Raw genomic sequence first — 25,112 nt, forward strand, 5'->3', positions numbered from 1 at the left:
ACTTCCCCGGCTTATTCTTTTACCTCAAGCGCCATCTTTAAATACTCGATGAACATGATCGACTGCTCTTTTAGCTTGATATCTTCTCGGTCTAGGATCGCGTAATCGAGCGCAAGTCCATCAACGAATGAAATGATTGACCGCGCGATCATCTCACTGTCGAACTTCGAGCTGAACTCACCACTCTCCTGTCCTTTCTTAATCACGTCATGATAAATGCTTAACCCATAAAAGTAGCGCTCTTTTCCATACTTCCTTCGTCGTTCATCGTTACGACCCGTGATGAAGAATTCAAGATTCGATGGTGCCATCGGATCCATCTCATCTAGCTCTTGCTCTTCTCCGAATAACCGTTTCATAAGAAGTGCCCAGTGAGTGAGCTCCTCTTTCTTAAGAACTTCCTCAGTGTCCTCCATAGCCGTTTCTAGGCCTTCTTTTAGAATTGCCTCATAAACATCCTCTTTACTAGAGAAGTACTGATAGAGACCCCCTCTGCTTACATTCGCTTCTTCCATGATGTGTTTCATCGTTGCACGCTCATAGCCACGTTCTATGAAAACAGTTTTAGCCGCCTCTAACAACTCAGCTCGACGCTGCTCCTTGTGCTCCTTGCTCACCTTTGGAGACATCGTTCTCACTCCGTTCTATTTTTGATCTAAACAGCAGTCCTACTAATGACATGATAACAAGTAATGATGCAGTTGTGATAAACATTGGGATCACCCCGAATACCGTTACGAGAATTCCGCCTAATAATGGACCGATAATCGTAGCTGTTGTTGTTGTGCTATTGATCACCCCAAATACTCTTCCCGTTATGTGTACCGGTGTATCCGTTTGAACAGCAGCTTGGAAAGGAATAAATACGATCCCAGCCGAGAAACCGGCTACGAGTCCAAGACCAGGTCCCCATAAAATTGAGTGTGCGAGGTCCATACCAGTAAAGACTGCTAATAAACCAAAGCTTACGCCCATTCCAAAAACACCAAACAGCATGAGGAGAATCGGTTTATAGTCTGTCTTTTTTGAGAGGATCCAACCGGAGAAAAACATTCCGAGACCAGAACCTGTCACAATGATACCGAACAAGTCAGGAGATGCGTTGGTTAACTCTCTGATCAAGACGATGATTTGTGAATCCGATAGTTGCAAAATAAGGAGGCTGATCGTGAGAATCGAAAGGCCGACTAACAAGAACTGATTCCCTTTCATGAAATTCACACCTTCTACAAAATCCTTTCTAAACGATGAGCTCTTACTCTTTTCACTTTCTAAAGGTTCAGCCAATGCGCTAGCAGGCAACGTGATGAGAAGGATTGCGGATAAGATAAAAGTTGCTGAATCGATGACGAATACAGGTGTAGAACCAAAAGCTGTTACGAGCAATCCACTGAGTAGTGGTCCAAGCACTTTCGTTCCAGAATCGATCATCGATGTAATCGACATCGCACTCTTCATTTGATGATTAGGAACTAGTTCTTTTAACTTTCCATTTTTTGCAGGGATGAAGAGTGCAGCAAACAACCCGATACCAAATAAACAAATGTAAACCATCCAAATCGTTGTAGCAAAGATCAGCATGATGACGAGGCCTGCTCTAACGAGATCCGAAACCACCATCAATGTTTTTCGGTTGAATCGATCAGCAAATGTACCAGCAAACGGCCCAAACAACGCCATTGGCACAGCAAGACAAAGGATGATAAGTGATACTTCGATCGGTGATGCGTTCCACTTTAATCCAACCATCGTGATGATGGCAACGATACTTAACCAGTCGCCGATGCTTGAGATGAGTTGTGCAACCATAAGCGTAATGTACCCTTTGTTACGTAGTAGTGATCCTTCCATACGAACGCCTCCTCAAAACGACACTAGTGTCTTTTTTGTTACTCTCATTATAACGACACCCGTGTCTTTTTTCAACCCTCTTTTTCAGAACATAAAAAACACGCCTGACCTTAGTAGGTCAAGCGTGTTATTTCGATTACGATTAATCTTCAAGCCACTCTGTGTGGAAGACGCCTTCTTTGTCGATACGCTGATACGTATGAGCACCGAAGTAGTCGCGCTGTGCTTGTAGTAAGTTCGCTGGCAATGTTTCGCTACGGTAGCTATCGTAGTAAGCAAGTGCACTAGATAGACCAGGAACTGGGATCCCACGCTGTACAGCAAGTGATACAACGTCACGTGCAGCGCTCTGGTACGATTCAACGATCTCTTTGAAGTAAGGATCTAGTAGTAGGTTCGTTAAGCCAGCTTCACGGTCATAAGCTTCTTTGATGTTTTGTAGGAAGCCTGCACGGATGATGCAACCACCACGGAAGATCATAGCGATGCTGCCGTAGTCGAGGTTCCAATCGTACTCATCTGAAGCAGATCGCATTTGAGCAAAACCTTGTGCATACGAACAGATTTTACTTAGGTAAAGGGCTTTACGGATCTTTTCGATCAACTCTTTCTTATCGCCATCAAATGGTTTTACATCAGGACCACTCAGAATCTTGCTTGCTTTCACACGCTCGTCTTTCATTGCAGAAATAAAGCGGGAGAATACAGATTCTGTGATAATCGATAGAGGAACACCTAGGTCAAGCGCACTTTGACTCGTCCATTTACCAGTTCCTTTTTGACCAGCAGTATCAAGGATTACATCTACAAGCGCTTTGCCTGTTTCAGGATCTTTCTTTGTAAAGATGTCAGCAGTGATCTCGATCAGGTAGCTATCGAGTTCGCCTTCATTCCACTCTTTGAACACTTCATGAAGCTCGTCAGTTGATAGTCCTAGCACGTGCTTCATCATATAGTAAGCTTCACAGATCAACTGCATATCACCATACTCGATACCATTATGCACCATTTTCACATAGTGACCCGCTCCGTCTGGACCGATATACGTGGTACACGCTTCGCCGTCTACTTTTGCAGCGATATCTGTAAAGATATTTTCAACTTCACGGAAAGCATCAGGCTGTCCACCAGGCATGATCGATGGGCCGTTAAGCGCCCCCTCTTCTCCACCTGAAACACCTGCTCCGATGAAACGGATGCCTTTTTCCTTCAATTGCTCAGAGCGAGCTTGCGTATCCTTGAAGAATGCATTTCCTCCGTCAATGATGATGTCATCTTTATCAAGATGAGGAATAAGCTGTTCGATCGTTCCGTCTGTTGGTCCGCCTGCTTTGACCATCAGCAAGATTCTTCTTGGTTTTTCTAGTGATTGAACGAATTCTTCAATGCTATATGTATCTTGGAAGTTACGTCCTTCAACTTCACTCATCATTTCTTTTGTTTTACCTTCTGAACGGTTATAGACAGAAACAGAATAACCGCGACTTTCGATATTCATGGCAAGGTTCTTTCCCATTACGGCAAGACCGATTACACCGATTTGTTGTTTTGACATGTTTTACCCTCCAACTTTATACTGTAATACTCTACTCGGGTGACTGCACTTGAAAGTATACCATAAACAGTGTTTTATAGTATGCACGCCTTACGGTTACTCATACAGCCTGACAGTATGCATTATACGTCTTTCATGCTTTTGGTGCAAAGGTTACAACCTCAGGGTGAGTAATTTTAGAATGAATGGGAAAATAAAAGAAGGTAACAAAAAAGGAGTGACTAGAGTGAATGAGAAAAAAGTAGCTGGTGAGCGTGCTGCTCACCTCGTTCAAGATGGAATGGTCGTCGGTCTCGGAACGGGGAGTACTGTTCATTATACAATATTGGAGCTTGCATCAATGGTAAAGGATGGCCTTTCGATCACAGGTATCCCAACATCTAAACAAACAGAATTATTAGCTCGTGAGCATGGCATTCCACTCGTCACGTTAGGTGAGGTAGAGAAGATCGACTTAACGATCGATGGTGCTGATGAACTGGATGGACAGCTAACGCTTATTAAAGGTGGCGGTGGCGCACTACTCCGTGAGAAAATGATCGCCTATCACTCAAAGAAGATGATCGTCGTTGCAGATTCAAATAAACTTGTGAGACAGCTTGGAGCATTTCCCCTTCCCGTCGAGGTAGTTCCGTTTGGCTATCAGAAGACGATGGACGCTCTTTCAAGACTTGGCTGCAGAACTAAGCTACGAATGAACAGAGAAGAAATATTCATTACAGACAACGAGAATATGATCGTGGATTGTTCGTTCGACAGTATTCCTTCTCCTCCTAAGCTCCATGAGTGGCTCAACGCCATTCCAGGTGTCGTTGAAAACGGGCTATTCATCGGAATGGCTGAACAAGCCTTTATCGGTCGCGATGGCGGGGTCACGGTTATCGAATAAAAGAAATCCCGGCTGATGAGCCGGGATTTCCTATTTAATGACGAGTACAGGGCAGTTTGCTCTCTGTAAGACGTTATGACTTACACTACCAAGGAAGATCTCTTTGATTCCACTGAGCCCTCTGCTCCCCATCACGATAAGATCACATTCATTTTCCTCTGCATACTTGACGATCTCTTCGCCAGGATTTCCTTCAAGCACCATCGTACTTAAATCATCCTGTGGAATTCGCTTTTTCACGCTTTTACTTACTTCGTCCAACATCTCAACAGCATCTCTCCTTAATTCGTTCAATACGCTCGCATAAATGACCGCTGAACTGATTTGAGCTGTAGGATTAAGAGCCGTTACGATGTTGAGATGAAGCTCTGGGTTCTCCTGAGCCATCTTAATGGATTCTTCGAGTGCTTTTACGCTCAATTCAGATCCGTCAAAAGCAACCAGGACTCTACTATATTGTTTCATACGTCATTCTCCTTTCCTGATCTGCTTATAACATACCAAGTCTTACGTCCGGAGTCTGTGACAATGATCACAATAGGCAACCCTTTATGCTTATTTCTTATACAACACTTGCTCAGTGACGATCGCAGTGATCGAACCTAATATTAAACCATTATTTAAGATTGACGCCATGATAGGCGGCGTGTTTTGAAAGGCTTCTGGCGGTATGAACATCGTACCGATACCAACCATAAAGGAAATGCCTATTATAAATGCTTTTCCCTCTGAAGTGTCCTTATTAAACTCATTGAAAGCAATTCCCACCATTTTCACAAAAACTAGAAAGATAACGGCATATCCTACAGGTTCAGGAAGAGCCGCAAAAAAGGCCATCACGGCTGGAAAGAGACTGATGAGCACGATCAATGCACTCCCAATTATAAGCGGAAGCCGCTTTTTAATGCCTGTTGTGATAATAAATCCAGCAGCACCTGATATTGGAACACTTCCTACTGCTGAGAATACGCCACCAAGGAGCTGGTTGATTCCTGAAATGAACCCTGCTTGCTTATACCGAGACTTCGGCCGCTCGTTATTCAGATTACTCAATACCTCTTCGACTACCCTGATGCTCGCGATCATGTTCGTAAGAAGCAATAGCGTGACGAGCGCTGCTGTTACGATCATACCGGAGTCCCAAATCGGCATACCAAAAGCAAAGATTTCAGGTAGCTTTAAGAGTGACTTTTCTGATAAAACGACCGGTTTAGCTAAGCCTAACAAAGCAAAAATCGCCCACCCTACCATCATAAGGATCAGGATGGAATATTGCTGAATAACGGGTGGCATTCTGCGTGAGAACCAAATCGATAGAATCACAAGGACGAGTGACAAACCTGCAATTCTTAGATCGAGCCCTTCTTTTAAATAGCCAACTCCCATCATGCCGTTTAGAAAAGACCCGCTGAGCTGTGCTACAAGAAGTAATAGGTACACCCCCGTTACAACAGGTGTAAAAAGTTTTGATAGTTTCTCAACTAGTCCTAGCCCGCTCAATAGAATAAAAAGAATTCCACTTGCAATCATGGCTAGTTCAAGTGCTTGTAGTGTTTCGATTTCAGAACCAAACAACGTTCCGCTTAATCCTGCATACAGAACAAATACTCCCCACCATAATCCAGCAGGTCCTTCGTTAATTGGCAGGCGATGTCCGACGGTAACTTGTAAAATTCCGGCTACACCTAGGACAAACATTGTTCGCTGTACAAATCCCGCTGCTGCAGTGGGATCTAAATGAAACAAACTCGCAATCGCAACTGGTGCAACAATCGATCCTGCAATCATAAAGACAGCCCATTGAAGAGCAGATAACGTGTTTCTCATCATATTGAATCCTCATTTCTTGGTGATACGTTCCAAACTTCCTTTTCCATCATAACAAACGGTACTTGAGCGGTCATTACGAATTTTTCCACTGGGCAACGTACCTTCCCTCTGTTATACTGTTTTCTTGGTGATTTGATTTTTTATCAAAGTCACGGGTGGGAGAGGGATAAAAAAGTAAGAAGGGAATATAGTGAAAACGAAAATTAATTTTGATTTTCAAGCTCACGATACTTCACTGAAAAAGGAGATACTCGCAGGTTTAACATCGTTCTTTACGATCGTTTACATCGCAGCTGTCAACGCTTCGATCCTCGCAGATGCAGGCATTCCGTTTGAAGCTGGGATGATCGCAACGGTCATCACCTCGGTCTTTGGGTGTTTGCTCGTTGGTCTATATGCAAACGCACCGATCATACTCGTTCCAGGAATGGGCGTAAATGCGTTCTTCACGTTCACGATGGTACAGTCGATGGGCTTAAGCTGGGAAGTTGCGCTTGCCTCCGTGTTTATTGCAGGAATTCTGTTTGCGATCACGGCATTCACACCACTAGCAGGGTTACTTTCAAAAGCAATTCCAGTTTCACTTAAAGAAGCAATTACAGTTGGTATAGGACTTTTCCTTACCTTCATCGGTCTTCAAAAAGGTGGAATCGTGGTGTCGAGTGACTCAACGTTCGTTGCACTCGGAGATATAGGATCAGCCCACGTTCTTGCAACGCTTGCAACATTAGCAATCGCAGCCTTGCTTTTCATTCGAAACATTAAAGGTCATTTCTTGATCAGCATGCTGATCGGTACTGCTATCGCATGGAGCATGGGATTGATCGAAACAGGTCAACAACAGGAAGGCTTCTCGTTCAGTTCATATGCATCGGTTTTCGCAGCGATGTCTTTTGAAGACTTCTTAGTATTACCGTTCTGGATCGCAACGTTTTCGATGGCGATGATCCTCGTTTTTGAAAACATGGGTCTTCTTCATGGACTGCTTCCAGATCAGTCTAAGTTCTCAAAAGCCTACAAAGCGAACTCGATCTCTGCTATATCAGCTGGACTCTTCGGAACAAGCCCGACTGTATCGACAGTAGAGAGTGCTTCTGGAATCGCAGCAGGCGGTCGAACAGGCATGACGTCCGTGACAACAGGACTACTGTTCTTAACCTCGCTGTTTTTCATACCTGTCTTCAAGATGATTCCTGATTCAGCGATTGCACCAGTGCTCATTATCATTGGTGGCTTGATGATTACGTCGATTCAAAACATTTCGCTGCAGGATTTCTCAGAAGGCTTTCCAGCATTCTTAATCATCGTGATGATACCACTTACGTACAGTATCGTTGACGGAATTGCGTTCGGTTTCATCGCTTATCCTTTCATGAAGCTAGCGCTTGGTAAAGGAAAAGATGTACCGGTTCCAATGTATGTAATCGCGAGCTTGTTTTTCATCAACTTCTTCCTCCACGGAATTTAACAAAAACGTCCCCACCGGGGGCGTTTTTTTGTCTAACGTTTCCTAAAAACCTGTGATATTCTGGTAAATAGGTGATGATATTGAAAAAAATGACTTTCGCTTTGCTTTGTTTCTTGCTTGTTGGCTGTGAGCAGGAAAACGTTGTATTCCATTCCAATATCGAAAATACGATCCCTAATGAGAAAGAGCTCCCGATACGTTCAACACTAAAAGATAAAGAAACGATCCTCTCCTCCTTCATCAATAAAACGCCTAACGAATGGGGAGAACATGTGACGGGTGTGAAATCGTCCTTTCAAACGAATGATCGTGAACTTGCGCTAACGTTCGATGCATGCGGAGGTCCATTCGGAAGTGACATCGACCACGAGCTTCTCTCTTATTTGAAGGATGAACGGGTTCCAGCAACCCTTTTTGTGAACAGCCGTTGGATTGAAGAAAACAAGCAGGAGTTTCTAGAATTAGCAGAAGATCCACTTTTCCAAATTGAAAACCATGGGACTGACCACAAACCGCTATCCGTTACAGGGCAAACTGCCTGGGGTATTCATGGTACCTCTTCCGTTGAAGAAGCTTTTGATGAAATCGCAAAAAACCATGAAAAAATCACTGAGCTAACAGGACGGTCTCCAAACATGTTTCGCTCAGGGACTGCTTATTATGATGAAGTGGCAGTTGAAATCGCAGATGACTTGGGGATTAGCGTTGTGAACTACTCTATTCTTGGAGATGCCGGTGCGACCTATTCGAGTCATCAAGTAAAGACCGCTTTGTTGAGTGCTTCACCTGGCGATATTGCCCTATTACATATGAATCAGCCGAATAGCGGAACAGCTCAAGGTGTGATTGAAGCGGTACCGCTTCTTAGAGAAAAGGGCTTCTCGTTCGTCCAGCTTTCTAACCATAAATTACGTTAATAAAAGCAAGGTCCTCTGGCTATGTTAATTATCATCAACTGAAAAGGGGTGATGATGAGATGAGTCAATCAAAAGGACAGCGCGAGCGTCAATTCCGAAAACGGAAAGAAGCACAGAATCCTCACGGCAAGATCAAGTCTCTTGAGCAGCTATCTAACGAAACGGATTCTAAAAAAACACCATAAACCAATCTAGCCGATTAAACTCCACTCATATCGGGTAACTACGCAAAGAGTGAACAATTTGAAGGGAGTTTATCCATATGAACGAAATTAAAGTGTCAGTAGCCGGCATGAAGGGCGAGGACTGTATACAAGAAATCGAACAAGCTCTACTTTCTCTTAGTGGAGTGGAAAGAGCTCTAGCTGATTTAAAGGAAGAGATGGTATCGATCGAATATGATGAAGAGGCGATCGACGTATCCGTGATCATCAATACAATCGAAGGAATCGGCTTCGAGCCTGCACAATAGCCTGCATCCATGCAGGCTATTTTTTTCCATCAAAAAAGAGTAGGCAAGTGCCTACTCTTCAGAATACCAGTACCCCTAAACATCTAAAGAACTTCCATCATTAGGAGCACTTACACCAATTTTTCGCTTATGGATTAGGGCATTGATTTCTCCTCCAACAAGAAGGATGAGTCCCGTTAAGTAAAACCAAAGCATTAAGATGATGACGCCCCCAAGACTTCCATATGTTGCAGAATAGTTCCCAAAATTACTTACATAGAAAGAGAAAGCGAGTGAAATCACCTGCCATCCAATTGTAGCGACGATCGATCCGATGAACACTTCTTTAAAGGGAAAATGTTTGTTTGGAGCATAGCGATACAACACAGAGAGCACTAATGCCATAACGGCTACTGCTATGACCCAGCGAAGAACTCGAAACAAAATTTCCGTTGATTCAGGTAAATACAAGGACCTCGTTACAGTGTCGATGATGAGATCACCGAATACAGGTAAAACGAGTGTGACAACAAACGCTAAGATAAGTCCGATCGTAAGAAGAATGGAAAGTAGGCGAGCTTTAATGAATGACCTCGTTTCTTCCACATCGTACGCCAAATTCAATGCTCGTATAAGCGCCATAATTCCGTTTGAGGCAGACCAAATCGTACCAAGAATACCGACCGTCAACAGTCCTCCCTGTGGTTCACTAATAATCGATACAACATTATCCTGCAGGATGCCTCCGATCTCTCCTGGGGCAAATTTCGTGATAAAGTCAACCGCCTCCTGCTTTTCTATCGATAAGTATGGAAGGATTGAGATGACCAATATGAGCAGAGGAAAGATGGATAGCATAAAGTAGTAGGCAAGTTCAGCTGCTAGACTTGTTACCCGATCTTCTCCAATTTCTTTTCCGAGTTTCTTAACAAAAGACATCATGTCGCTTTTCCCCTTTCTCTCAGTCTTTAATTTTCATACCCTCATTGATCGCTATGTAATCTTTCAAAAGAAAAAGAGCAGGCTGAATGCCTGCTTTATACTGTAGAGAAAGGTATAAGAACTATTTACTAAAATATGGGGAGAGTTTTAGCCCACGCCACGTTTCATTAAGGTTATTATATTTCAAAGATAAAAATTATCTAAAATGATCAAGCGCCAAGAAAGATTTGTTAGCATAATCGGTCGGAAAGTTTTATTTGATTTAAATGTATTCTAGTAGGAGTGAATACCTCTTGACTCCGTGGTCCAACGGGCGTTCGAGACTCGGAGTGGACGGTTTTTGTCCACTTTGAGGCTCGGGCGTTCGTCCACAGGAAAGCAAGAGGTATTCAAACTCCTGCGGCATAGGGACCACATCATCTTGGTTTTGTTAACAGCAAAAGAGCAGGCTATTTACCTGCTCCTTTTCGATCAGAGATCAACTGTGACCTTCTTTATCTTCCCCATCTTGATGTTCGATCGCATTTAAGCTATCGTTCGCCCCTTCAATATTCAAATGATCCCTTAACTCCATTCTTGCATTACTTAGCGTTGGTTCATCTAATTTTAAATAGTATGTGGAGCCAGGTTGATAATTTTCACCTGAAAGCTGAATCTTATCGATCGAATCAAGGTTTGAAATAAACGGATAAAGGCTTAGTGCTTCTTTAAACGTCATGCTCATCGTGAGGTTTTCACCTATTCGCTCGAGTACGCCACCGTACTTTGGAATCGACGAAAGCGAACTTAGTTTATCGATCGAAGACGTAATAACTTCCATCTGTCGCTGTCCACGCATAAGATCAGAATCCGCTTTACGAGTTCTTGCGAATGCCAAAGCCTCTTTTCCATCGAGCGTATTTTGCCCGACTTTTAAGGCCACCTCACCTTTTGATTCTTTATATAATTGATCCACTATACTTTGTTTCTCGATCGCAACATCGATACCACCGATCTCATCGATGACCGTTTTGAACGCATCGAAGTTGACTCGGACCACTTCATCGATCGGAATGCCGAGCATCCCTTCAACCGTTTGGATCGTTAAATCGATGCCACCATATGCATGAGCATGTGTGATTTTATCCATCCCCTGCCCTGGTATCTCAACATATGAGTCTCGAGGGATACTCAATAACTTCATCGACTTATCATCCTGGTTAAACGTAGCGACCATCATCGCATCGCTTCTCCCATCAGATGATGCTTCTCGATCATCCACACCAAGAAGCAGAACAGAGAAATGGTCTTTCCCGATGTCCACATCCTCTTCTCTTAAAGTGGATTGTGCCCCTCTATCCGGCTCCATCACAGACTGTTTTGAAACCGTTGAAACTTTATAAAATAAGTAACCCCCGTAGCCGGTGACTCCGATTAAGAGCAGTGATAATACGAGGATAACGCTTCTTTTTAATCTTCTCTTTCTTCTACGCTTTCCATATCGGTTGTTCATTGTTCTAAATTCCCCTTTAAAACAGTCTCATTTCGAAACATTTAGATCATTCGAAAGTAGCAGGTGAAAAAAGACGGTACACGCTCTAAATGTTGAGATCACTAAGTTTTTTGTGTTTCACGCTTTATAGCTGTAAAATACATAAGTAGGCCAAATAGAAGGGATGGAGCGCAGTGGAGATAAAAATTAAATATGTACCGTGGATTATTATTGGAAGCTATTTCGTATTCGGTTCTCTATGGATCCTGCTCTCCGACACCATCCTTTATCAGATTACAGATAATTTCATGGTCAGTAAACAGATCGGATTGTATAAAGGCTGGTTTTTTGTCTTAATCACCTGTCTTCTACTTTACTTTCTATTGAAACAACTTCTTTCCATAAATAAAAGCACGCAGGATCGATTGACTGAAAGTGAAGAACGATACAGAAGACTTGTAGAATCGTCTCCTTACGCGATCGTACTCTATCAGGAGGGGAAAATCGTTTATTCGAATCAAGCGGGACTAGATTTGGTTGGCGTTCGATCGAAGGATGTATTAGATGACCCAACTCATCCGCGAGTCGTTGACCCTGTCGATCTTATACATATAAGAGAGATCCTAAAACGGTTGCAGGAAAAGGATTTTGGTGTCGCAGAAAGCTTTGAATACCAAATTTTTAAGGACGAAGGATATGTAATCGATGTGGAATCAACGTTCACCCCTATTTCTTTTAAAGATAAGAATGCGGTTATCATTCAGACAAAAGATATCACAGAACATAAATCAGCTTTGAAGGAACTGTGGGAAGCAAAGCAAATGATTCAAGCCATCATATCCGCTTCACCGATCGCGATCGTGACGCTCGATTTAAACTCGACCATCCGTTCTTGGAACCCTGCCGCTGAAAAGATTTTTGGCTGGAGTAGTTTTGAAATCATCGGAAAACCGAACCCCATCGTTCCAAAAGATGAAAAAGATATTACGATCGCTGAAATCGTTCAGCATGGCCATATCGTAAATAAAGAAGTGAAACGAAAAAGAAAAGATGGCTCGATTGTCTACACCGTTTTATCAACTGCTCCTATCGAAGACGAAATGGGAGAGATCAACGGAATCATGGCTGCTTTTATGGATGTGACCGATACGAAGAAAACCGAAGAAGCCTTGTTGAAGACGGAGAAGCTTTCTGCTGTTGGGCAGCTCGCTGCAAGTGTTGCTCACGAAATACGGAACCCGCTCACTTCTGTAAAAGGATTCATTCAATTACTACAGCGTGATGAAGAGATTGCAAAGAATGCGCCATATCTCAGTATCATTCTATCTGAAATCGATCGGATGGATAATATCATTAAAGATCTTTTAGTCCTTGCAAAGCCTCAGGCTGAACGTTATACGACTCTCTCGATAAACGATTTACTCTCATACGTCGTCCAGCTATTGAACAGTCAGGCTTCCCTATATAACATCTCTTTCAAGATGGAGTTAACAGATGAGTGTCTATGTATTTACGGAGAAGAAAATCAATTGAAGCAAGTATTCATCAACTTGATCAAAAATGCGATCGAAGCAATGCCGACTGGCGGGACGGTAACACTTGAAACAAATCATGTTGATGACGAGGTAACGATAACGATTCAAGACGAAGGAGTAGGCATTCCTGCTCATAAAATCAAAACACTCGGTGAACCCTTTTATACAACGAAAGATGACGGTACAGGCCTTGGCCTTCTATCTAGCTTCCGTATCGTAGAAAATCACAAAGGATCTCTATTTTTTGATAGCACAGAAGGCATCGGTACAAGGGTAACAGTAAAGCTGCCCCTCGCTGAATCGGCGTGTGAGTAGCCCAAACTAGTCGTTTCAATTTGAATTTTTTTGTCCTTCCTTCCCAATCTATGCTAAAATATCTTTCGTCTCTTATGTTCGAATAAGGTTCACCTGAAGGAGGAAGCAACATTGGATAAAATCAAACGTAATGATCCGTGTCCTTGTGGAAGCGGAAAAAAATATAAAAAGTGCTGTATGGGATCAGAAGCAGCACAAGGTCAAATCGAGGAACAGCTCTACACACAGGAGCTCTACACGATTCAAGCACAGCTTGTTGAATACGCGATGAGCGAACATGATTATAAGATGGTCACACTTGCAAATGAACTATTCATTCGCTATAACATACCAAAAGAGTTAGAAGAAACGTACATGCACGGCATTTTCCCATGGGCGATCTTCCATCAATCTGTTAATCAGTGGAATAAAACGATCGTAAAAGAATACATTCAGCGCTACGCTAGCACGTTTTCAACTGATACAGTTAGAGAAGCTGTTCAAAATTGGCGCGATGCTTACATGTCTGTCTATCTAGTTGAAGAAACAACAGGGAACACGGCAGTGGTAAAAGAATACAGTGCTTCACAGCCATTTAGTATCTTACTTCCAGATGGCGCAGATCTTACAAGAGGAGAAATCGTAGCAGGTATCATGCTACCTGTAAAAGGCGGAGCAATGCCATTCATCGAGCTACTTAAGATTTCAAACGAAGCGATGAAGACGATCATCATGAAACTTGAGCAAGATCAGCAAACGATCCGCACGCTCATGCATACTGCATTCCCTGAAGTTTTGAGCAACATTGTAAAACTGAAAAGCGGTAGCAAAGAGAACGAAAAAACAGAGCTTCAATGGGCACGAGAAGAAGATCAGGAAGTGGCATCCCTCTTTACTAAGCTAAGCGATGAAATAAGTACTGATCAGCGAGATGAAATTCTCTCATTCTGGAAGAGATACAGTGAAACAGAATCTCCTGCAATTAGAAAACCTGCGATTTTCGCAGCTGCACTCGAGTATTTAGCAGCGAAACAATACGGCATTTCAGTAAGCCAAAGCGCACTTGCTAAAAAATATGAAACGTCAGCATCTAGTATTTCAAGTAAGTATAAAGCGATGGCAAAAGAATTTGAGCTTGTACCACAGTAATAAAAGGCTGCCAACCGGCGGCCTTTTTTATTGCCAATGAATCATATTTGTAACATTATCGAAGATTTTGTAATGGTTATCGAAAATAACACATAAAGACCAAATCCTCTTCCCTCCCCTGCTATACTGATATCAATCCAGTTAACCTTTCTCTCAACCCGGAAAGGAACTGGTGTTGATAGGAGAAGTAAGTAAGTGCATCCCTTTCCCCCCGGAAAAAACCTCCTTATTCTTAAAGCTAGAAAGAGGCGCGTCGCGAGACGCGCCTCTTTCGTATTTGTAGAAGGCTCGTTCCGTAAACATTTTCTCTTGCAACAAAGATTCCCCTTTCTATTTCCTGTATGATAGACATTAGGAGGGTGATGAAGATGCTTACGGCAGAACATATTTATTCCACTTTCGAACCACTTAGAAATCGTGAAAATGCAGAGAAAATGGAGAAATACATGCGGAACCTCTTTCCTTTTCTGGGTGTTAAAACTCCTGAAAGAAAACAGGCTTATCGATCTGTCTTAAAAGAATATGGCGCACCTGCTAAAGAAGAGATCATTCCGATTGTAAAGGAACTATGGCATGCAGAAGAACGAGAATACCAATACGTAGCTCAAGAACTACTTGCTCGTAAAAAACAGCTCGAGGTAGATGACGATGAACTGATCGAATTTCTTGTTACGACAAAATCATGGTGGGATACGGTCGATGGACTTGCTTCCAACACAGCCGGTACATATTTTATGCAATACCCAAAACGGACAGAAGAGCTTACGGGAAAATGGATTCATCATGAAAACATGTGGCTGAATCGAACAGCTATCCTTTTTCAATTAAAGTATAAAGAGAAAACAGATTTTGAACTTTTAAAAGACTACTGTTTAATTCACGCTGAATCAAAAGAGTTTTTTCTACAGAAAGCGATCGGATGGGCGTTGAGAGAATATTCAAAGACAGACCCTGGTGCTGTCGAGCTGTTTATTGAACAGTATGAACTCGCTCCACTAAGCAAGCGTGAGGGGCTGAAAGTGATTAAGAAACAAGCTACTATTAACAGATAAAAAAAGGCTGTTGAGAACATTGTCTCAACAGCCTCTTCTATGCAAATCGTTATTTTCCGATAAATTGTTGCGTCCAGATGTTTCCTTCTTCAACATAACCTACACCGATATGAGTAAAGCTTTCATTCATAATGTTCTTACGGTGTCCTTCACTGTTCATCCAAGCATTTACAACTTCTTCAGGAGTTTGCTGTCCTTTCGCAATGTTCTCTCCTGCTGTTCGATACTCAACGCCAAACTGGTCCATCATGTCAAATGGAGAACCGTAAGTTGGGCTGTTATGCGCAAAATAGTTGTTCGCTTTCATGTCTTCAGACTTCGCTTGCGCTACTTTACTAAGTTCAGTATCAACTTCTAGTGCTGGCAAACCAGCTTTCTGTCTTTCAGCGTTCGTCAACTCGACTACTTCTTGTTCAAATTGAGAAAGCTCATTTCCTTGCTTTGATTCGTTGTTTTGAGATTTGTTGTTTTGAGCTTCATTCTTTGAAGCTGACTCACTCGGTGCCTGCGGTGTAGCTTTTTCTTCATTCTGCTTCGGAGCAGGCTTTTGCTCTACTTTTCCATTTGAAAAGTTGATTGAATCCTGGATCGATATATTATATTGGTTTTCGAATCGCTCGATGAACGACTGAAAATCCTTCATGTTATCAAATTGATAAGACTGTGTCTTCACGTCGATGTTGGAGTTTTGTTCAGCTCCTGTACTCGCTGAACTTGTTGCTGGGTTTGCTGCCAACAGAGCTGCTGCCGCTGTGACACTTAGCAAAATTGATTTCTTCAATGGTATTCCTCCTTGTTTTGGTGAAAATGTCTTGCACATTGAACGTACCATATGAAAACGAGCATGTAAGACCGTAAAAAATTCCTGCGAGGGAAATCTCTGGTAAAGACTATTAAACTCATAAATACGAAAAAACCCCTTAACATCAAGGGTTCAATCCATTTCTCGGCCATTTTATAGCGAACGTTACTTGGAATTCATTCCATATTATAGGATATAACTAGCCATTAACTATTCTTTTCAACTATTTCAAAATCGTAACAAAAAAGAGAGACCTGTAACAGCATCTCTCTTAAGCACTCAATTTGTTGACCTAAAGTCAGTGAACGGATACCAAACCATCTCCGCTCGCCCTACTACATCATCCGTTGCAATCTTACCGAGACCGTTTCGACTATCCATGCTTCTAAGCCGGTTATCACCCATGACAAACAATTGGCCTTCTGGTATTTCGATAGGTCCGAAATCTTCAGTTAACTGCATTCCCATCGTTTCCGCTTTATTTCGGTTCGTCGTAAGATAAGGTTCCTCTAATTCTTTTCCGTTCACTAAGAGGCTATCATTCTTCATTTCTACCGTATCACCAGGCAAGCCGATTACTCGTTTGACATAGTGTTTGTCTTTCTCAGGATCTTCTATAATGACGATATCACCTCTTGCAGGTTCGTCTTGTACATATGAAATCAATTTATTTACTAATAGACGATCACCGTCATGCAAGGTTGGATCCATCGAAGCACCTTCCACGATATAGGGGGCTACGATAAACATTTTCAACACAAAGGCTAGAGCGACCGCAAATAATAAAGGACTTGCCCACTCTTTTACCCATTTTGTTTGAGATTCTTTCTCCATGTGATCCTCCTAGTATGCATAATATCCTAACCTTATGAGATTCCCAGTATATTCTAGCATGATTTTCCTATAATTTTCTAGTCTATGCCACCGTCTAACTGCCTATTTTTTGAGCATTAGATTTCATTTTTACACCAGTTTATGATGAACTTAACGTATCACACGTTTAGGAGGATATCTATGGATACTAGCAAAGCATTCGTTTTCGATGCTTATGGAACGTTATTTGATGTATTCTCAGTCATAGAGAAATGTGAAGAGCTTTTCCCTAAGAGTGGAGAGGCAATAAGCCAAACATGGCGGAAAAAGCAGCTAGAGTACAGTTATTTAAGACAGATGATGGGAAAGTATCGGCCTTTTTCTGAAGTCACGAGGGATGCGCTTCGCTACGCCGTTGCAGAAGCTGGTCAGGAGTTAACGCATCAAAATGAACAAGCGCTATTGGATGCATACAAAGAGCTTCATGTATACGAAGAAGTAGCTGAAGTATTAAAAGAGCTTAAAGCACATAACGCAACGATTGCAATATTCTCCAATGGGTCCCATGATATGTTAGACCCTCTCGTAGAACAGTCGCCTCTTTCTGAATATATCGATCATATTATTAGCGCTGATGACGTCAAACAGTATAAGCCAACCCCAGCATCATACACTCATGTGATCGATACTTTAGGGATTAAAAGGGACGACGTTTTATTCATGTCTTCAAATGGTTGGGATATTTCTGGTGCAGCGAACTTCGGCTTCCACACAGCCTGGATCAACCGAAAAGAACAGCCAGTCGAAGAACTGAGCCTTCCACCTACATCGATCTATCATGATTTAACTGGATTAAAGAAATGAATGTAAACGACAATCCTATATAGGAATACGAAACTGCCGAGAGAAAACATCGGCAGTTTTTTGATGACTTTTTTCATTCTTAATTGCCCAAACCATTTATAACTTCTTACATACAATACTATTACAGATCAACAAAAGCTTGTTAAAGGAGGTGACTAGAATGGGTTACGGCTATGGCCAAGGATTCGCGCTTATCGTAGTTCTTTTCATTCTGCTTATCATTGTAGGTGCTGCTTTCGTTTATTAATCTGTGCTAAAAGAAGAGGGAAACTCCCTCTTCTTTTTATTACTTCTCACGTTGCATCATTATAGTAACATAGGTTCTCCAAAAAGAACGGGTCTTTAGACCTAAATGGGACGAGCTAACTTCCCATTTTATACCCATTGATTCTTTCACCTCTTAGCCTTATAATCTTCGCATAGTACAAGTTTTGATGAAACGTGGTAAGGAGGGATGGGTATGATGCAAGAAAACGGTTTATTCAAAAGCGAAATCATTCGTTATCAGGAACATTTGAAACAATATCGAATTTCTTTTCAACAGCTAAGTGTTCACACACCCGTAGAACCATCTGTACGAAACTGGTGCAAAGGCGTGGCATACAAGCTGATCGAACTTCCTAAGCTTTCAGACCGCGTCATCCAAACACGAAAGCTCCCATACCGAGAGCTTGTGCAGCACTATTTATTTAATAAATCGACCCTTAAGCGCTATCATAAATACATCTTAGCCATTTTCTTATTAAAGCACGGTAACTACGAACACTTAAGTGGCTATCTTACCTTTTCATTATAAAATTTCATGTATGGCTTGGTGCAAATGGGCGTATGTTTTAACGCGATCAAAATCCAGCCCCAAGCTCACCGTTGTTTGTGCAATCTCTGGTCGAATTCCCGTGACCGTTGCATCGATACCTGATAGCTCTAGTATCTTAATCAGCTGAAAGATTTCATTCGCTACCATCGTGTCCATGATCGGGACGCCGGATAAGTCGATTACTAAGTGAGAAAGACCAAGCTCAGCACTTTTCTCAATTCCTCTTCGTTGAATGAGAGACGCACGGTACGTATCGATTGTCCCAATCAAGGGGAGTACAGCAACGTTTTTTGATAGTGGAATAATCGGAACGCTCAATTCTGAAATTTTCGTATCCTGTGCATTCATCCTCTCTTCATTAAGCTGATTCGTATAAACCGTCACTTTATGAAGAAGTAGGTCAAAGGACTTGTTCATGAAGCTGCCCCATTCAGCCAGTTGGCTCGCTTGGATATTTTCTGTTGTTTCTTGACTAAATTCAACCATAACATCCCATAGAATCTGTCTTAAATACGTAAGACTCGCGACAGATTGTTGCAAGGAAAACGTATGGTTCACAAATATTTCTACAATCCGACTCGCCCACTGCATAACATCACGTTCATTTGATTCGAGGAAAATCATTTGACGCACAAAATCTGAGCAAAACGCTTCGATTTCTCTTTTAAGCTCTACATCATCGATGACTCCCGTATCAGTCGCCTCATTTTCGTTAACAAGCAAATGAAGTCTTGCAATCCACTTTTCACCGATTTCTCCTATGTGATCTTGGAAGAAATCTACATACCTTCGTTCAACTTTGTTCATGATCTCTTCTCCCATTTTTTAGAATTTATTGTTAGTACATTGATTCCCCCTTTTTTCATTTTATACACTTTACTATCATGAAGAATGTGCCATTTTTTTAAAGGTATTAGCCTATTAAAGTGGAATAGTATAAGGTGGAGAGTTTATTTCATATCGATACGTTTAGTAATTGCAAGCAAAGGGAAACAGTATTTTGACATGATAATCGGAAGTCAACGGCTCTTGCCCTGTATCATACATTCTCCCGGAGGTGCCACATGCTAAAAGAAAAACTATTAACGAAAGAGGAACTTCGACGAATCGTACGTGACCTTCAAGGAAAAGGTGTTAAAGCACAGCTCTGCTACAGAAAAGCATAGGACACTCTGAGCGATCTTCCAAAAGGTCGTTTTTTTTTGTCCTAAAATAGACACAAACGGCGTATTTGAACTCTTCCACTTCCTCAATATTCCTCATTTGCTTCGGTGAAACATGCCATTTGAGACCTTTATCTCGATCAAACATTCTGTTTACTAAGGTGAAGATCAAATTGAAATACACTAAAGTTGCCTTACCGACGGAATTTGAAAAGGGTGCACCCTCACTGGAGAAGTATAGGTGGAAGATCATGAATTCGAAGTGCTCGTTACGCAATACACGCCTCTCATAAAAAGTCAGATTGCTAAACTGCGTCTTACGAAAAACTATGCGTACTATGAACAGATGGCTATGATCGCTTTATGGGAGTGCGCAACTCGGTATGACGCATCAAAAGGCAGTTTTTCATCATTTGCTTATGTAAAAATACGAGGGGCATTGATCGATGAGATAAGAAGAGAAGCAACGCGATCTACCCGATTCGTTAGTTCTGATGATATCACTGAGTTTCCTTCTGCCGAAGCTTCTGTTCGCTCTGAGTATGAATTGTCCCACTACCTTACTTTATTAACGCCGAATCAGCGGAAGTGGATCGAACTGTCACTTGTCGAAGAACTTTCCGTTAGCGACATTGCAATGAAAGAAGGCGTGACGGTTGAAGCGGTAAAATCGTGGCGAAAGCGTGCGATCATGAAACTGAGGAAAGCACTAAAGTAAAAAAACACCCCGTGGGAACGGGGTGTTTTCATGTTTAGCGGTTGTATTTCTTCTTAAACTTCTCAACACGACCACCAGCATCGTTAAAGCGCTGCTGACCAGTGTAGAACGGGTGAGACTCAGAACTGATATCAACTTTGATTAGTGGATATTCGTTACCGTCTTCCCACTCGATTGTTTCGTTTGATCCTTGAGTAGAACCAGTTAGAAACTTAAATCCGCTACTTACATCTAGAAAAACAACTTTTTGGTATTCAGGATGAATTCCTTGCTTCATTAGTAGACCTCCTTTATCGATCGAATCATCATTTACGTTTAAATGAAGGGTATAACTTAAGAGATTTTGACTTCAACATACGATGAGTTCAAAACCCGTCCTTCCTAGTATATAATCTTTGAGCAATTTGTTCAAACATTGAATCACAGATTTTTAATAAAAATTTATTTTATGGTATGTAACGATCTTATCAACTCGTGTATACGGACGACACCTTCTAATAAAAACCGTATGAAAAAATCGATAGAGATTCAATGGAATAGTTATGATAAGCTTATCGTGGAGGTTGTTGAGCGACGTAGCTCTAGAAGTAGAAGTGATTGTGTATAACGCGTCTTGATGAATAGAAGAACCGATATCTATCGAACTGCTTCTTTCTGTTGAAACTGAAATCTTTGATAAGACGTTAACAAACTATCTAACTCTTGACTACACTGTAACGTTTCCTCATGCGATATTCCTTTTTTTACCCCGATCTCAATCATTTCCTCCTGTTTACGTTTTATCCAATCAAGCAAAACTTCCCTAGCATCATAGTCAACATACAACAATCCAGGTCCCTCCTTCAATTTGTACAAACTCTATTATCCAAATTTTCACTCGACTTGTGAACCCTTTCGCCAAAACTAGACAAAAACTCCTGCTGTGTTTAATCTCTATACATTCATTCGCACAAACTTCCAATTTACGACCATATTTTTGAAATAAAAAACAGCTTCAAAATGAGAAGCTGTTAAGAACTAACCTTAGAATTTAACACCTGAAGCGTTTCTTTAGTAAGCGACAAGTAGTAATAAAATAATTCTGTAGTAGAACATTCGTATAATTGCTTATGCTTTATCTTGTATATTCCCTTTTCTAATAAAAGGGAGATAAGCTCATCTTTCGAGCGTGTAACCTTTGCCACGTTCATTCCTCCAACTACTAGGTATCAGGTTTAGCATCATCAAAATAATCAAGTGTCAGCCTTCCATCAGAGTGCAATTGCGCTAAATAGACCTCTTCTATGCTGACTTCTTTCTCTTTAAGTTTTGCATGTAACCATTCTTCCGATTTTCCAATATTAGCAAGCACTTCTGTCATGACGTCTCCGTCCATGATCAATGACTTCGGCTCCTTTTCTTTAGGAAGGTGTAGCCATAATTCTGACGGTCGTACTGGACGATAGTCCCGTTTCAAGAGAATGCTGAGCTCACCGTCTGCTTCTAGTAATGCAAACTCAACTTCACTTGCTGAAAAAACATCTTTCTTACGTAACATCTCTAATAGTTCATCTGTAGAGATGCGCTCCTTCCTTAAGTTCTTCTCAAGAATCTTTCCATCCTTGATGAACACAGTTGCTTTCCCTTCAACGATATCTCGAAACTTTTTGTTTTTTAGGGAGATGATACTGATCACAACAGATGCTCCTGCCCAAATAAACAGACTCGTTAGTCCATTGAACAGGTTCGCTTCTTTACTCATCGTCAACGTACCTGCGATATCACCGATAATGATACCGACGATGTATTCAAAATAAGACAGTTTTGAGAGCTGCTTTTTACCAAGAAATTTTGTTAATAAAAATAAGACGATCAGCGTAAAAAATGACCTTCCAACGATTTCTAACCAATCACTCATCTCATTTTCCCCTTTTTTTCAACTTGAAACATCTCATTAACATTTTCTACTAGTTTGCATATCTGAATTAGAATTTATGTGTCCTGTACAGCTACCGTGGTGTACGATAAGATAAAAGTTGTCCGATCTGACAGAAAGGAAGATACCATGCTCGATCAAGCAAAAAGTCAGCTGAAACATTATTTTGGATATAATGAGTTCCGATCCGGTCAAACGAACATCATCAAAAGTATTCTTACAAAACAAAACACCCTAGGAATCATGCCAACTGGTGGAGGTAAATCCATCTGTTATCAAATCCCCGCTCTTATGAACGATGGGTTAACGATTGTGATTTCACCGTTGATTTCTTTGATGAAAGACCAGGTAGATGCGCTATCTGGTTATGGTATCGATGCTGCCTATATAAACAGTTCATTAACAGAAACAGAAATACGAGCGACAATGCAAGAAGCAGAATACGGTGAGATAAAACTTCTTTATATCGCACCTGAACGATTAGAAGCACCTTCTTTCCAACAAATGTTGAATCGAACGTCGGTTTCATTGATCGCAGTTGATGAAGCGCACTGTATCTCTCAGTGGGGACATGATTTCCGTCCTAGCTATATGAAGATCAGCCACATGATGAACGCCTTTTCTGAACGCCCTCCGATCATCGCGCTAACCGCAACCGCTACTCCAGAAGTCGTTCATGATATTCAGCGCATCCTTAACATTACAGAAGAACAGACGTTTATCTCTGGCTTCGAGAGAGAAAATCTGCATTTTTCCGTTGTAAAAGGAGAAAAGAAAAAAAGCTTCATTACCTCGTACTTGAAACAAAATGCTTCTCAATCGGGCATCATCTACACGGCCACTCGAAAGGAAGCAGATCAGCTGCATTCCTCACTTGAGAAGCTTGGAATAAAGGTTGGCAAATATCACGCTGGATTATCAGAAACCGAGCGAAAGGCCGCTCAAGAAGCGTTTTTATTCGATGATATTGTGGTAATGGTTGCTACGAACGCCTTTGGTATGGGGATCGATAAATCCAACGTGCGATTTGTCATACACCATAACCTTCCTAAGAACATGGAGTCTTATTATCAAGAAGCGGGACGTGCTGGAAGAGATGGGGAGGAAAGTGACTGTTTTCTTTTATTTTCACCAGGAGACATTCATATTCAGAAATTCCTCATTCAAGAAAACCAGCATGACGCTGTAAGAAAGTCAGCGGATCTTGCAAAATTAAAAGCGATGGTGGATTACTGCCATACTGAAAAATGTCTGCAAGGCGCGATCCTACACTATTTCGGTGATGAGCGTCCGAACTATCGCTGTGGAAAATGCAGCAACTGTGTTGATGAGCGAGAAGCTGTCGATATTACGAAAGAAGCACAAATGATCTTCTCTACGATAAAGCGAGTGAACGAACGGTTCGGGAAAACAATCATCGCACAGATTCTAAAAGGCTCTAGATCAAAACGAATAAAAGAACTTCAGCTTGATCAAGTTACGACGTTCGGTCTCCTTGCACGTCGAACGCAACAGGACATCATTGATATGATTGATTTTCTCACGGCTGAGCAATTCATCACGTTAACAGATAGTAAATACCCTACACTCATTCTCCAAGAGAAAACCTTGCCCGTGCTTAAAGGACAAACCGCTATCCATAAGAAAGTATCGAGAACGCCTGAAGCGATCGAAGGAAACGATGAGCTGTTTGAAAAACTCAGAATGCTCCGGAAGCAAATTGCTGACCGAGACGGCGTTCCACCGTATGTCGTTTTTGCTGATAGTACGTTAAGAGAATTAAGCGAGGTGCTCCCTACATCACGTGACGAGATGCTGAAGGTCAAAGGTGTTGGGGAAATGAAGTATGAAAAATACGGAAAAGCATTTCTTGACCTATTAGACTCTCTCTCTTCTCGTCATCAAGATGAAAAGCCCAGCCACCTCGCAACGTTCGAACTATTTCAAGATGGAGAAAAGATTCCGATGATCGCTGCTTCAAGAGGACTAAGTGAATCAACCGTCGAAGGTCACCTTTTAAAAGCAATCGAAGAAGGGTTGTTGGAAATCGATCGATTAGTAGCTCCTGAAACGGAAGAACTCATCTTGAATGAAGCAGATCGAATTGGAGTAGAGAAACTCAAGCCATTGAAGGAAGCACTGCCAGAAGAAATCACCTATACGCAAATTAAAGCTGTATTGACGAAAAAGAGAAAAGTAACGAAATAAAAAGAGGAAGAGCGATTTGCTCTTCCTCAGCTTGTCGAGAACCTATTTCATTATTCGGTGCTCCCGATACCGTAGTCGATGACGATCGCATGCTTTCCGCGGACGAACGTCCAAGCCCGAGGTGAAAGCCACACCCCGGTCTCGGCCGCCCGTACGACCGCAGGAGCCCTCGATCGTCTCTCCTACTTGATGAGAATTTATCCAAAACGAACGTTCCGTCCAATGGGTTTAACAGGCGGATATTCACTATCCATCAACATAATTAGAATGGAAATAATCATCTACTTTCATCTACCTTGGAGACTTTCTCTACACTCTGAGGAAGAGCAGAGGTGCTCTTCCTTTGCTATATATAAAATCACATCTGAAACACAGCAAAAAAAAGGAAGAGCAAATCGCTCTTCCTCT

General features: G+C 41.8%; 27 protein-coding genes. 13 read left to right on the forward strand and 14 right to left on the reverse strand.

Annotated elements, in window-relative coordinates; all coding sequences use genetic code 11:
- Nucleotides 1-11: 11 nt before the first annotated feature.
- The 3 genes from ACXAEY_RS13520 to gndA form a co-directional block, all read right to left on the reverse strand.
- A complete protein-coding gene (locus ACXAEY_RS13520; protein WP_270181508.1) occupies nucleotides 12-629 on the reverse strand; it encodes a TetR/AcrR family transcriptional regulator in 618 nt (205 codons plus the stop codon).
- On the reverse strand, nucleotides 583-1,851 hold the full coding sequence (locus ACXAEY_RS13525; protein WP_474812525.1) for an MFS transporter: 1,269 nt from the start codon (nucleotides 1,849-1,851) through the stop codon (nucleotides 583-585). Before ACXAEY_RS13525 ends, ACXAEY_RS13520 begins: the two co-directional genes overlap by 47 nt.
- Nucleotides 1,852-1,993: 142 nt before the next feature.
- Nucleotides 1,994-3,406 carry an NADP-dependent phosphogluconate dehydrogenase gene (gndA, locus tag ACXAEY_RS13530; protein ID WP_270181506.1) on the reverse strand — a complete coding sequence of 471 codons (1,413 nt, stop codon included), beginning with the start codon at nucleotides 3,404-3,406 and terminating at the stop codon, nucleotides 1,994-1,996.
- A 226-nt stretch (nucleotides 3,407-3,632) separates the two neighbouring features.
- On the opposite strand from gndA, the gene rpiA reads away from it, so the two are divergent.
- Nucleotides 3,633-4,295: a ribose-5-phosphate isomerase RpiA gene (gene rpiA / locus ACXAEY_RS13535; protein ID WP_474812527.1), complete on the forward strand. Its 663-nt coding sequence runs from the start codon at nucleotides 3,633-3,635 to the stop codon at nucleotides 4,293-4,295.
- 30 nt (nucleotides 4,296-4,325) lie between these two features.
- Here the strand turns inward: rpiA and ACXAEY_RS13540 are convergent, their stop codons facing one another.
- Together ACXAEY_RS13540 and ACXAEY_RS13545 are read right to left on the reverse strand one after the other, a co-directional pair.
- Complete coding sequence (locus ACXAEY_RS13540) at nucleotides 4,326-4,760, reverse strand: universal stress protein (protein WP_474812529.1); 435 nt, start codon at nucleotides 4,758-4,760, stop codon at nucleotides 4,326-4,328.
- Nucleotides 4,761-4,850: 90 nt separating this feature from the next.
- A complete protein-coding gene (locus ACXAEY_RS13545) occupies nucleotides 4,851-6,122 on the reverse strand; it encodes a purine/pyrimidine permease (RefSeq protein WP_474814831.1) in 1,272 nt (423 codons plus the stop codon).
- Nucleotides 6,123-6,315: 193 nt separating this feature from the next.
- On the opposite strand from ACXAEY_RS13545, the gene ACXAEY_RS13550 reads away from it, so the two are divergent.
- The 4 genes from ACXAEY_RS13550 to ACXAEY_RS13565 all read left to right on the forward strand — a co-directional run bounded on the left by ACXAEY_RS13550 (nucleotide 6,316) and on the right by ACXAEY_RS13565 (nucleotide 8,982).
- On the forward strand, nucleotides 6,316-7,593 hold the full coding sequence (locus ACXAEY_RS13550) for an NCS2 family permease (protein WP_270181503.1): 1,278 nt from the start codon (nucleotides 6,316-6,318) through the stop codon (nucleotides 7,591-7,593).
- A gap of 74 nt (nucleotides 7,594-7,667) precedes the next feature.
- Entirely contained in the window at nucleotides 7,668-8,510 is an 843-nt protein-coding gene (locus ACXAEY_RS13555; protein WP_474812530.1) for a polysaccharide deacetylase family protein, read from the forward strand.
- 59 nt (nucleotides 8,511-8,569) lie between these two features.
- The gene (locus tag ACXAEY_RS13560; protein ID WP_270181502.1) at nucleotides 8,570-8,695 is read left to right on the forward strand and encodes a DUF6254 family protein; all 126 of its coding nucleotides are present in this window, start codon (nucleotides 8,570-8,572) and stop codon (nucleotides 8,693-8,695) included.
- Nucleotides 8,696-8,772: 77 nt separating this feature from the next.
- Nucleotides 8,773-8,982 carry a heavy-metal-associated domain-containing protein gene (locus ACXAEY_RS13565; RefSeq protein ID WP_270181501.1) on the forward strand — a complete coding sequence of 70 codons (210 nt, stop codon included), beginning with the start codon at nucleotides 8,773-8,775 and terminating at the stop codon, nucleotides 8,980-8,982.
- Between the two features lie 75 nt (nucleotides 8,983-9,057).
- On the opposite strand, the gene ACXAEY_RS13570 is transcribed toward ACXAEY_RS13565, so the two are convergent.
- Together ACXAEY_RS13570 and ACXAEY_RS13575 are read right to left on the reverse strand one after the other, a co-directional pair.
- Nucleotides 9,058-9,903 (reverse strand): YihY/virulence factor BrkB family protein, encoded by an 846-nt coding sequence (locus tag ACXAEY_RS13570; RefSeq protein WP_474812533.1) that lies wholly within the window; start codon nucleotides 9,901-9,903, stop codon nucleotides 9,058-9,060.
- Nucleotides 9,904-10,381: 478 nt separating this feature from the next.
- Nucleotides 10,382-11,395, reverse strand: a complete 1,014-nt coding sequence (locus tag ACXAEY_RS13575; RefSeq protein WP_474812535.1) for an LCP family protein — start codon at nucleotides 11,393-11,395, stop codon at nucleotides 10,382-10,384.
- A 173-nt stretch (nucleotides 11,396-11,568) separates the two neighbouring features.
- On the opposite strand from ACXAEY_RS13575, the gene ACXAEY_RS13580 reads away from it, so the two are divergent.
- The 3 genes from ACXAEY_RS13580 (at nucleotide 11,569) to ACXAEY_RS13590 (ending at nucleotide 15,404) form a co-directional block, all read left to right on the forward strand.
- Nucleotides 11,569-13,224: a PAS domain S-box protein gene (locus ACXAEY_RS13580; RefSeq protein ID WP_474812536.1), complete on the forward strand. Its 1,656-nt coding sequence runs from the start codon at nucleotides 11,569-11,571 to the stop codon at nucleotides 13,222-13,224.
- Between the two features lie 111 nt (nucleotides 13,225-13,335).
- A complete protein-coding gene (locus ACXAEY_RS13585) occupies nucleotides 13,336-14,352 on the forward strand; it encodes an SEC-C metal-binding domain-containing protein (protein WP_474812538.1) in 1,017 nt (338 codons plus the stop codon).
- A 368-nt stretch (nucleotides 14,353-14,720) separates the two neighbouring features.
- Entirely contained in the window at nucleotides 14,721-15,404 is a 684-nt protein-coding gene (locus ACXAEY_RS13590) for a DNA alkylation repair protein (RefSeq protein WP_474812540.1), read from the forward strand.
- Between the two features lie 49 nt (nucleotides 15,405-15,453).
- Here ACXAEY_RS13590 and ACXAEY_RS13595 read toward each other — a convergent pair whose 3' ends face one another.
- A complete protein-coding gene (locus ACXAEY_RS13595) occupies nucleotides 15,454-16,185 on the reverse strand; it encodes a CAP domain-containing protein (protein WP_270181495.1) in 732 nt (243 codons plus the stop codon).
- Nucleotides 16,186-16,485: 300 nt separating this feature from the next.
- Nucleotides 16,486-17,040, reverse strand: coding sequence for a signal peptidase I (lepB, locus tag ACXAEY_RS13600; protein WP_270181494.1), 555 nt, complete (start codon nucleotides 17,038-17,040; stop codon nucleotides 16,486-16,488).
- A gap of 180 nt (nucleotides 17,041-17,220) precedes the next feature.
- Here lepB and ACXAEY_RS13605 point away from each other — a divergent pair, with 180 nt between their 5' ends.
- The 3 genes from ACXAEY_RS13605 to ACXAEY_RS13615 all read left to right on the forward strand — a co-directional run bounded on the left by ACXAEY_RS13605 (nucleotide 17,221) and on the right by ACXAEY_RS13615 (nucleotide 18,679).
- Nucleotides 17,221-17,883, forward strand: a complete 663-nt coding sequence (locus ACXAEY_RS13605; RefSeq protein ID WP_474812543.1) for a haloacid dehalogenase type II — start codon at nucleotides 17,221-17,223, stop codon at nucleotides 17,881-17,883.
- Between the two features lie 160 nt (nucleotides 17,884-18,043).
- The gene (locus tag ACXAEY_RS13610; RefSeq protein WP_224882924.1) at nucleotides 18,044-18,130 is read left to right on the forward strand and encodes a YjcZ family sporulation protein; all 87 of its coding nucleotides are present in this window, start codon (nucleotides 18,044-18,046) and stop codon (nucleotides 18,128-18,130) included.
- Between the two features lie 213 nt (nucleotides 18,131-18,343).
- Nucleotides 18,344-18,679 carry a hypothetical protein gene (locus tag ACXAEY_RS13615; protein WP_270181492.1) on the forward strand — a complete coding sequence of 112 codons (336 nt, stop codon included), beginning with the start codon at nucleotides 18,344-18,346 and terminating at the stop codon, nucleotides 18,677-18,679.
- On the opposite strand, the gene ACXAEY_RS13620 is transcribed toward ACXAEY_RS13615, so the two are convergent.
- Entirely contained in the window at nucleotides 18,674-19,507 is an 834-nt protein-coding gene (locus ACXAEY_RS13620; RefSeq protein ID WP_474812545.1) for an STAS domain-containing protein, read from the reverse strand. The two genes, ACXAEY_RS13615 and ACXAEY_RS13620, sit on opposite strands and share 6 nt — an antisense overlap.
- A 597-nt stretch (nucleotides 19,508-20,104) precedes the next feature.
- Between ACXAEY_RS13620 and ACXAEY_RS13625 the strand changes: the two genes are divergently transcribed.
- The gene (locus ACXAEY_RS13625; protein WP_474812546.1) at nucleotides 20,105-20,581 is read left to right on the forward strand and encodes a sigma-70 family RNA polymerase sigma factor; all 477 of its coding nucleotides are present in this window, start codon (nucleotides 20,105-20,107) and stop codon (nucleotides 20,579-20,581) included.
- A 34-nt stretch (nucleotides 20,582-20,615) separates the two neighbouring features.
- Here the strand turns inward: ACXAEY_RS13625 and ACXAEY_RS13630 are convergent, their stop codons facing one another.
- From ACXAEY_RS13630 to ACXAEY_RS13645, 4 genes are all read right to left on the reverse strand, one after another.
- The gene (locus ACXAEY_RS13630) at nucleotides 20,616-20,858 is read right to left on the reverse strand and encodes a type B 50S ribosomal protein L31 (protein WP_270181489.1); all 243 of its coding nucleotides are present in this window, start codon (nucleotides 20,856-20,858) and stop codon (nucleotides 20,616-20,618) included.
- 359 nt (nucleotides 20,859-21,217) lie between these two features.
- Nucleotides 21,218-21,409 (reverse strand): aspartyl-phosphate phosphatase Spo0E family protein, encoded by a 192-nt coding sequence (locus ACXAEY_RS13635; protein WP_270181488.1) that lies wholly within the window; start codon nucleotides 21,407-21,409, stop codon nucleotides 21,218-21,220.
- 182 nt (nucleotides 21,410-21,591) lie between these two features.
- Entirely contained in the window at nucleotides 21,592-21,765 is a 174-nt protein-coding gene (gene fbpA / locus ACXAEY_RS13640; protein ID WP_474812549.1) for a Fur-regulated basic protein FbpA, read from the reverse strand.
- Between the two features lie 17 nt (nucleotides 21,766-21,782).
- On the reverse strand, nucleotides 21,783-22,478 hold the full coding sequence (locus ACXAEY_RS13645) for a DUF421 domain-containing protein (protein WP_474812551.1): 696 nt from the start codon (nucleotides 22,476-22,478) through the stop codon (nucleotides 21,783-21,785).
- A gap of 147 nt (nucleotides 22,479-22,625) precedes the next feature.
- Here ACXAEY_RS13645 and recQ point away from each other — a divergent pair, with 147 nt between their 5' ends.
- Nucleotides 22,626-24,704 carry a DNA helicase RecQ gene (recQ, locus tag ACXAEY_RS13650; protein ID WP_474812553.1) on the forward strand — a complete coding sequence of 693 codons (2,079 nt, stop codon included), beginning with the start codon at nucleotides 22,626-22,628 and terminating at the stop codon, nucleotides 24,702-24,704.
- Nucleotides 24,705-25,112: the final 408 nt, after the last annotated feature.

It is taken from the genome of Anaerobacillus sp. ABA4_114 (assembly GCF_056159065.1).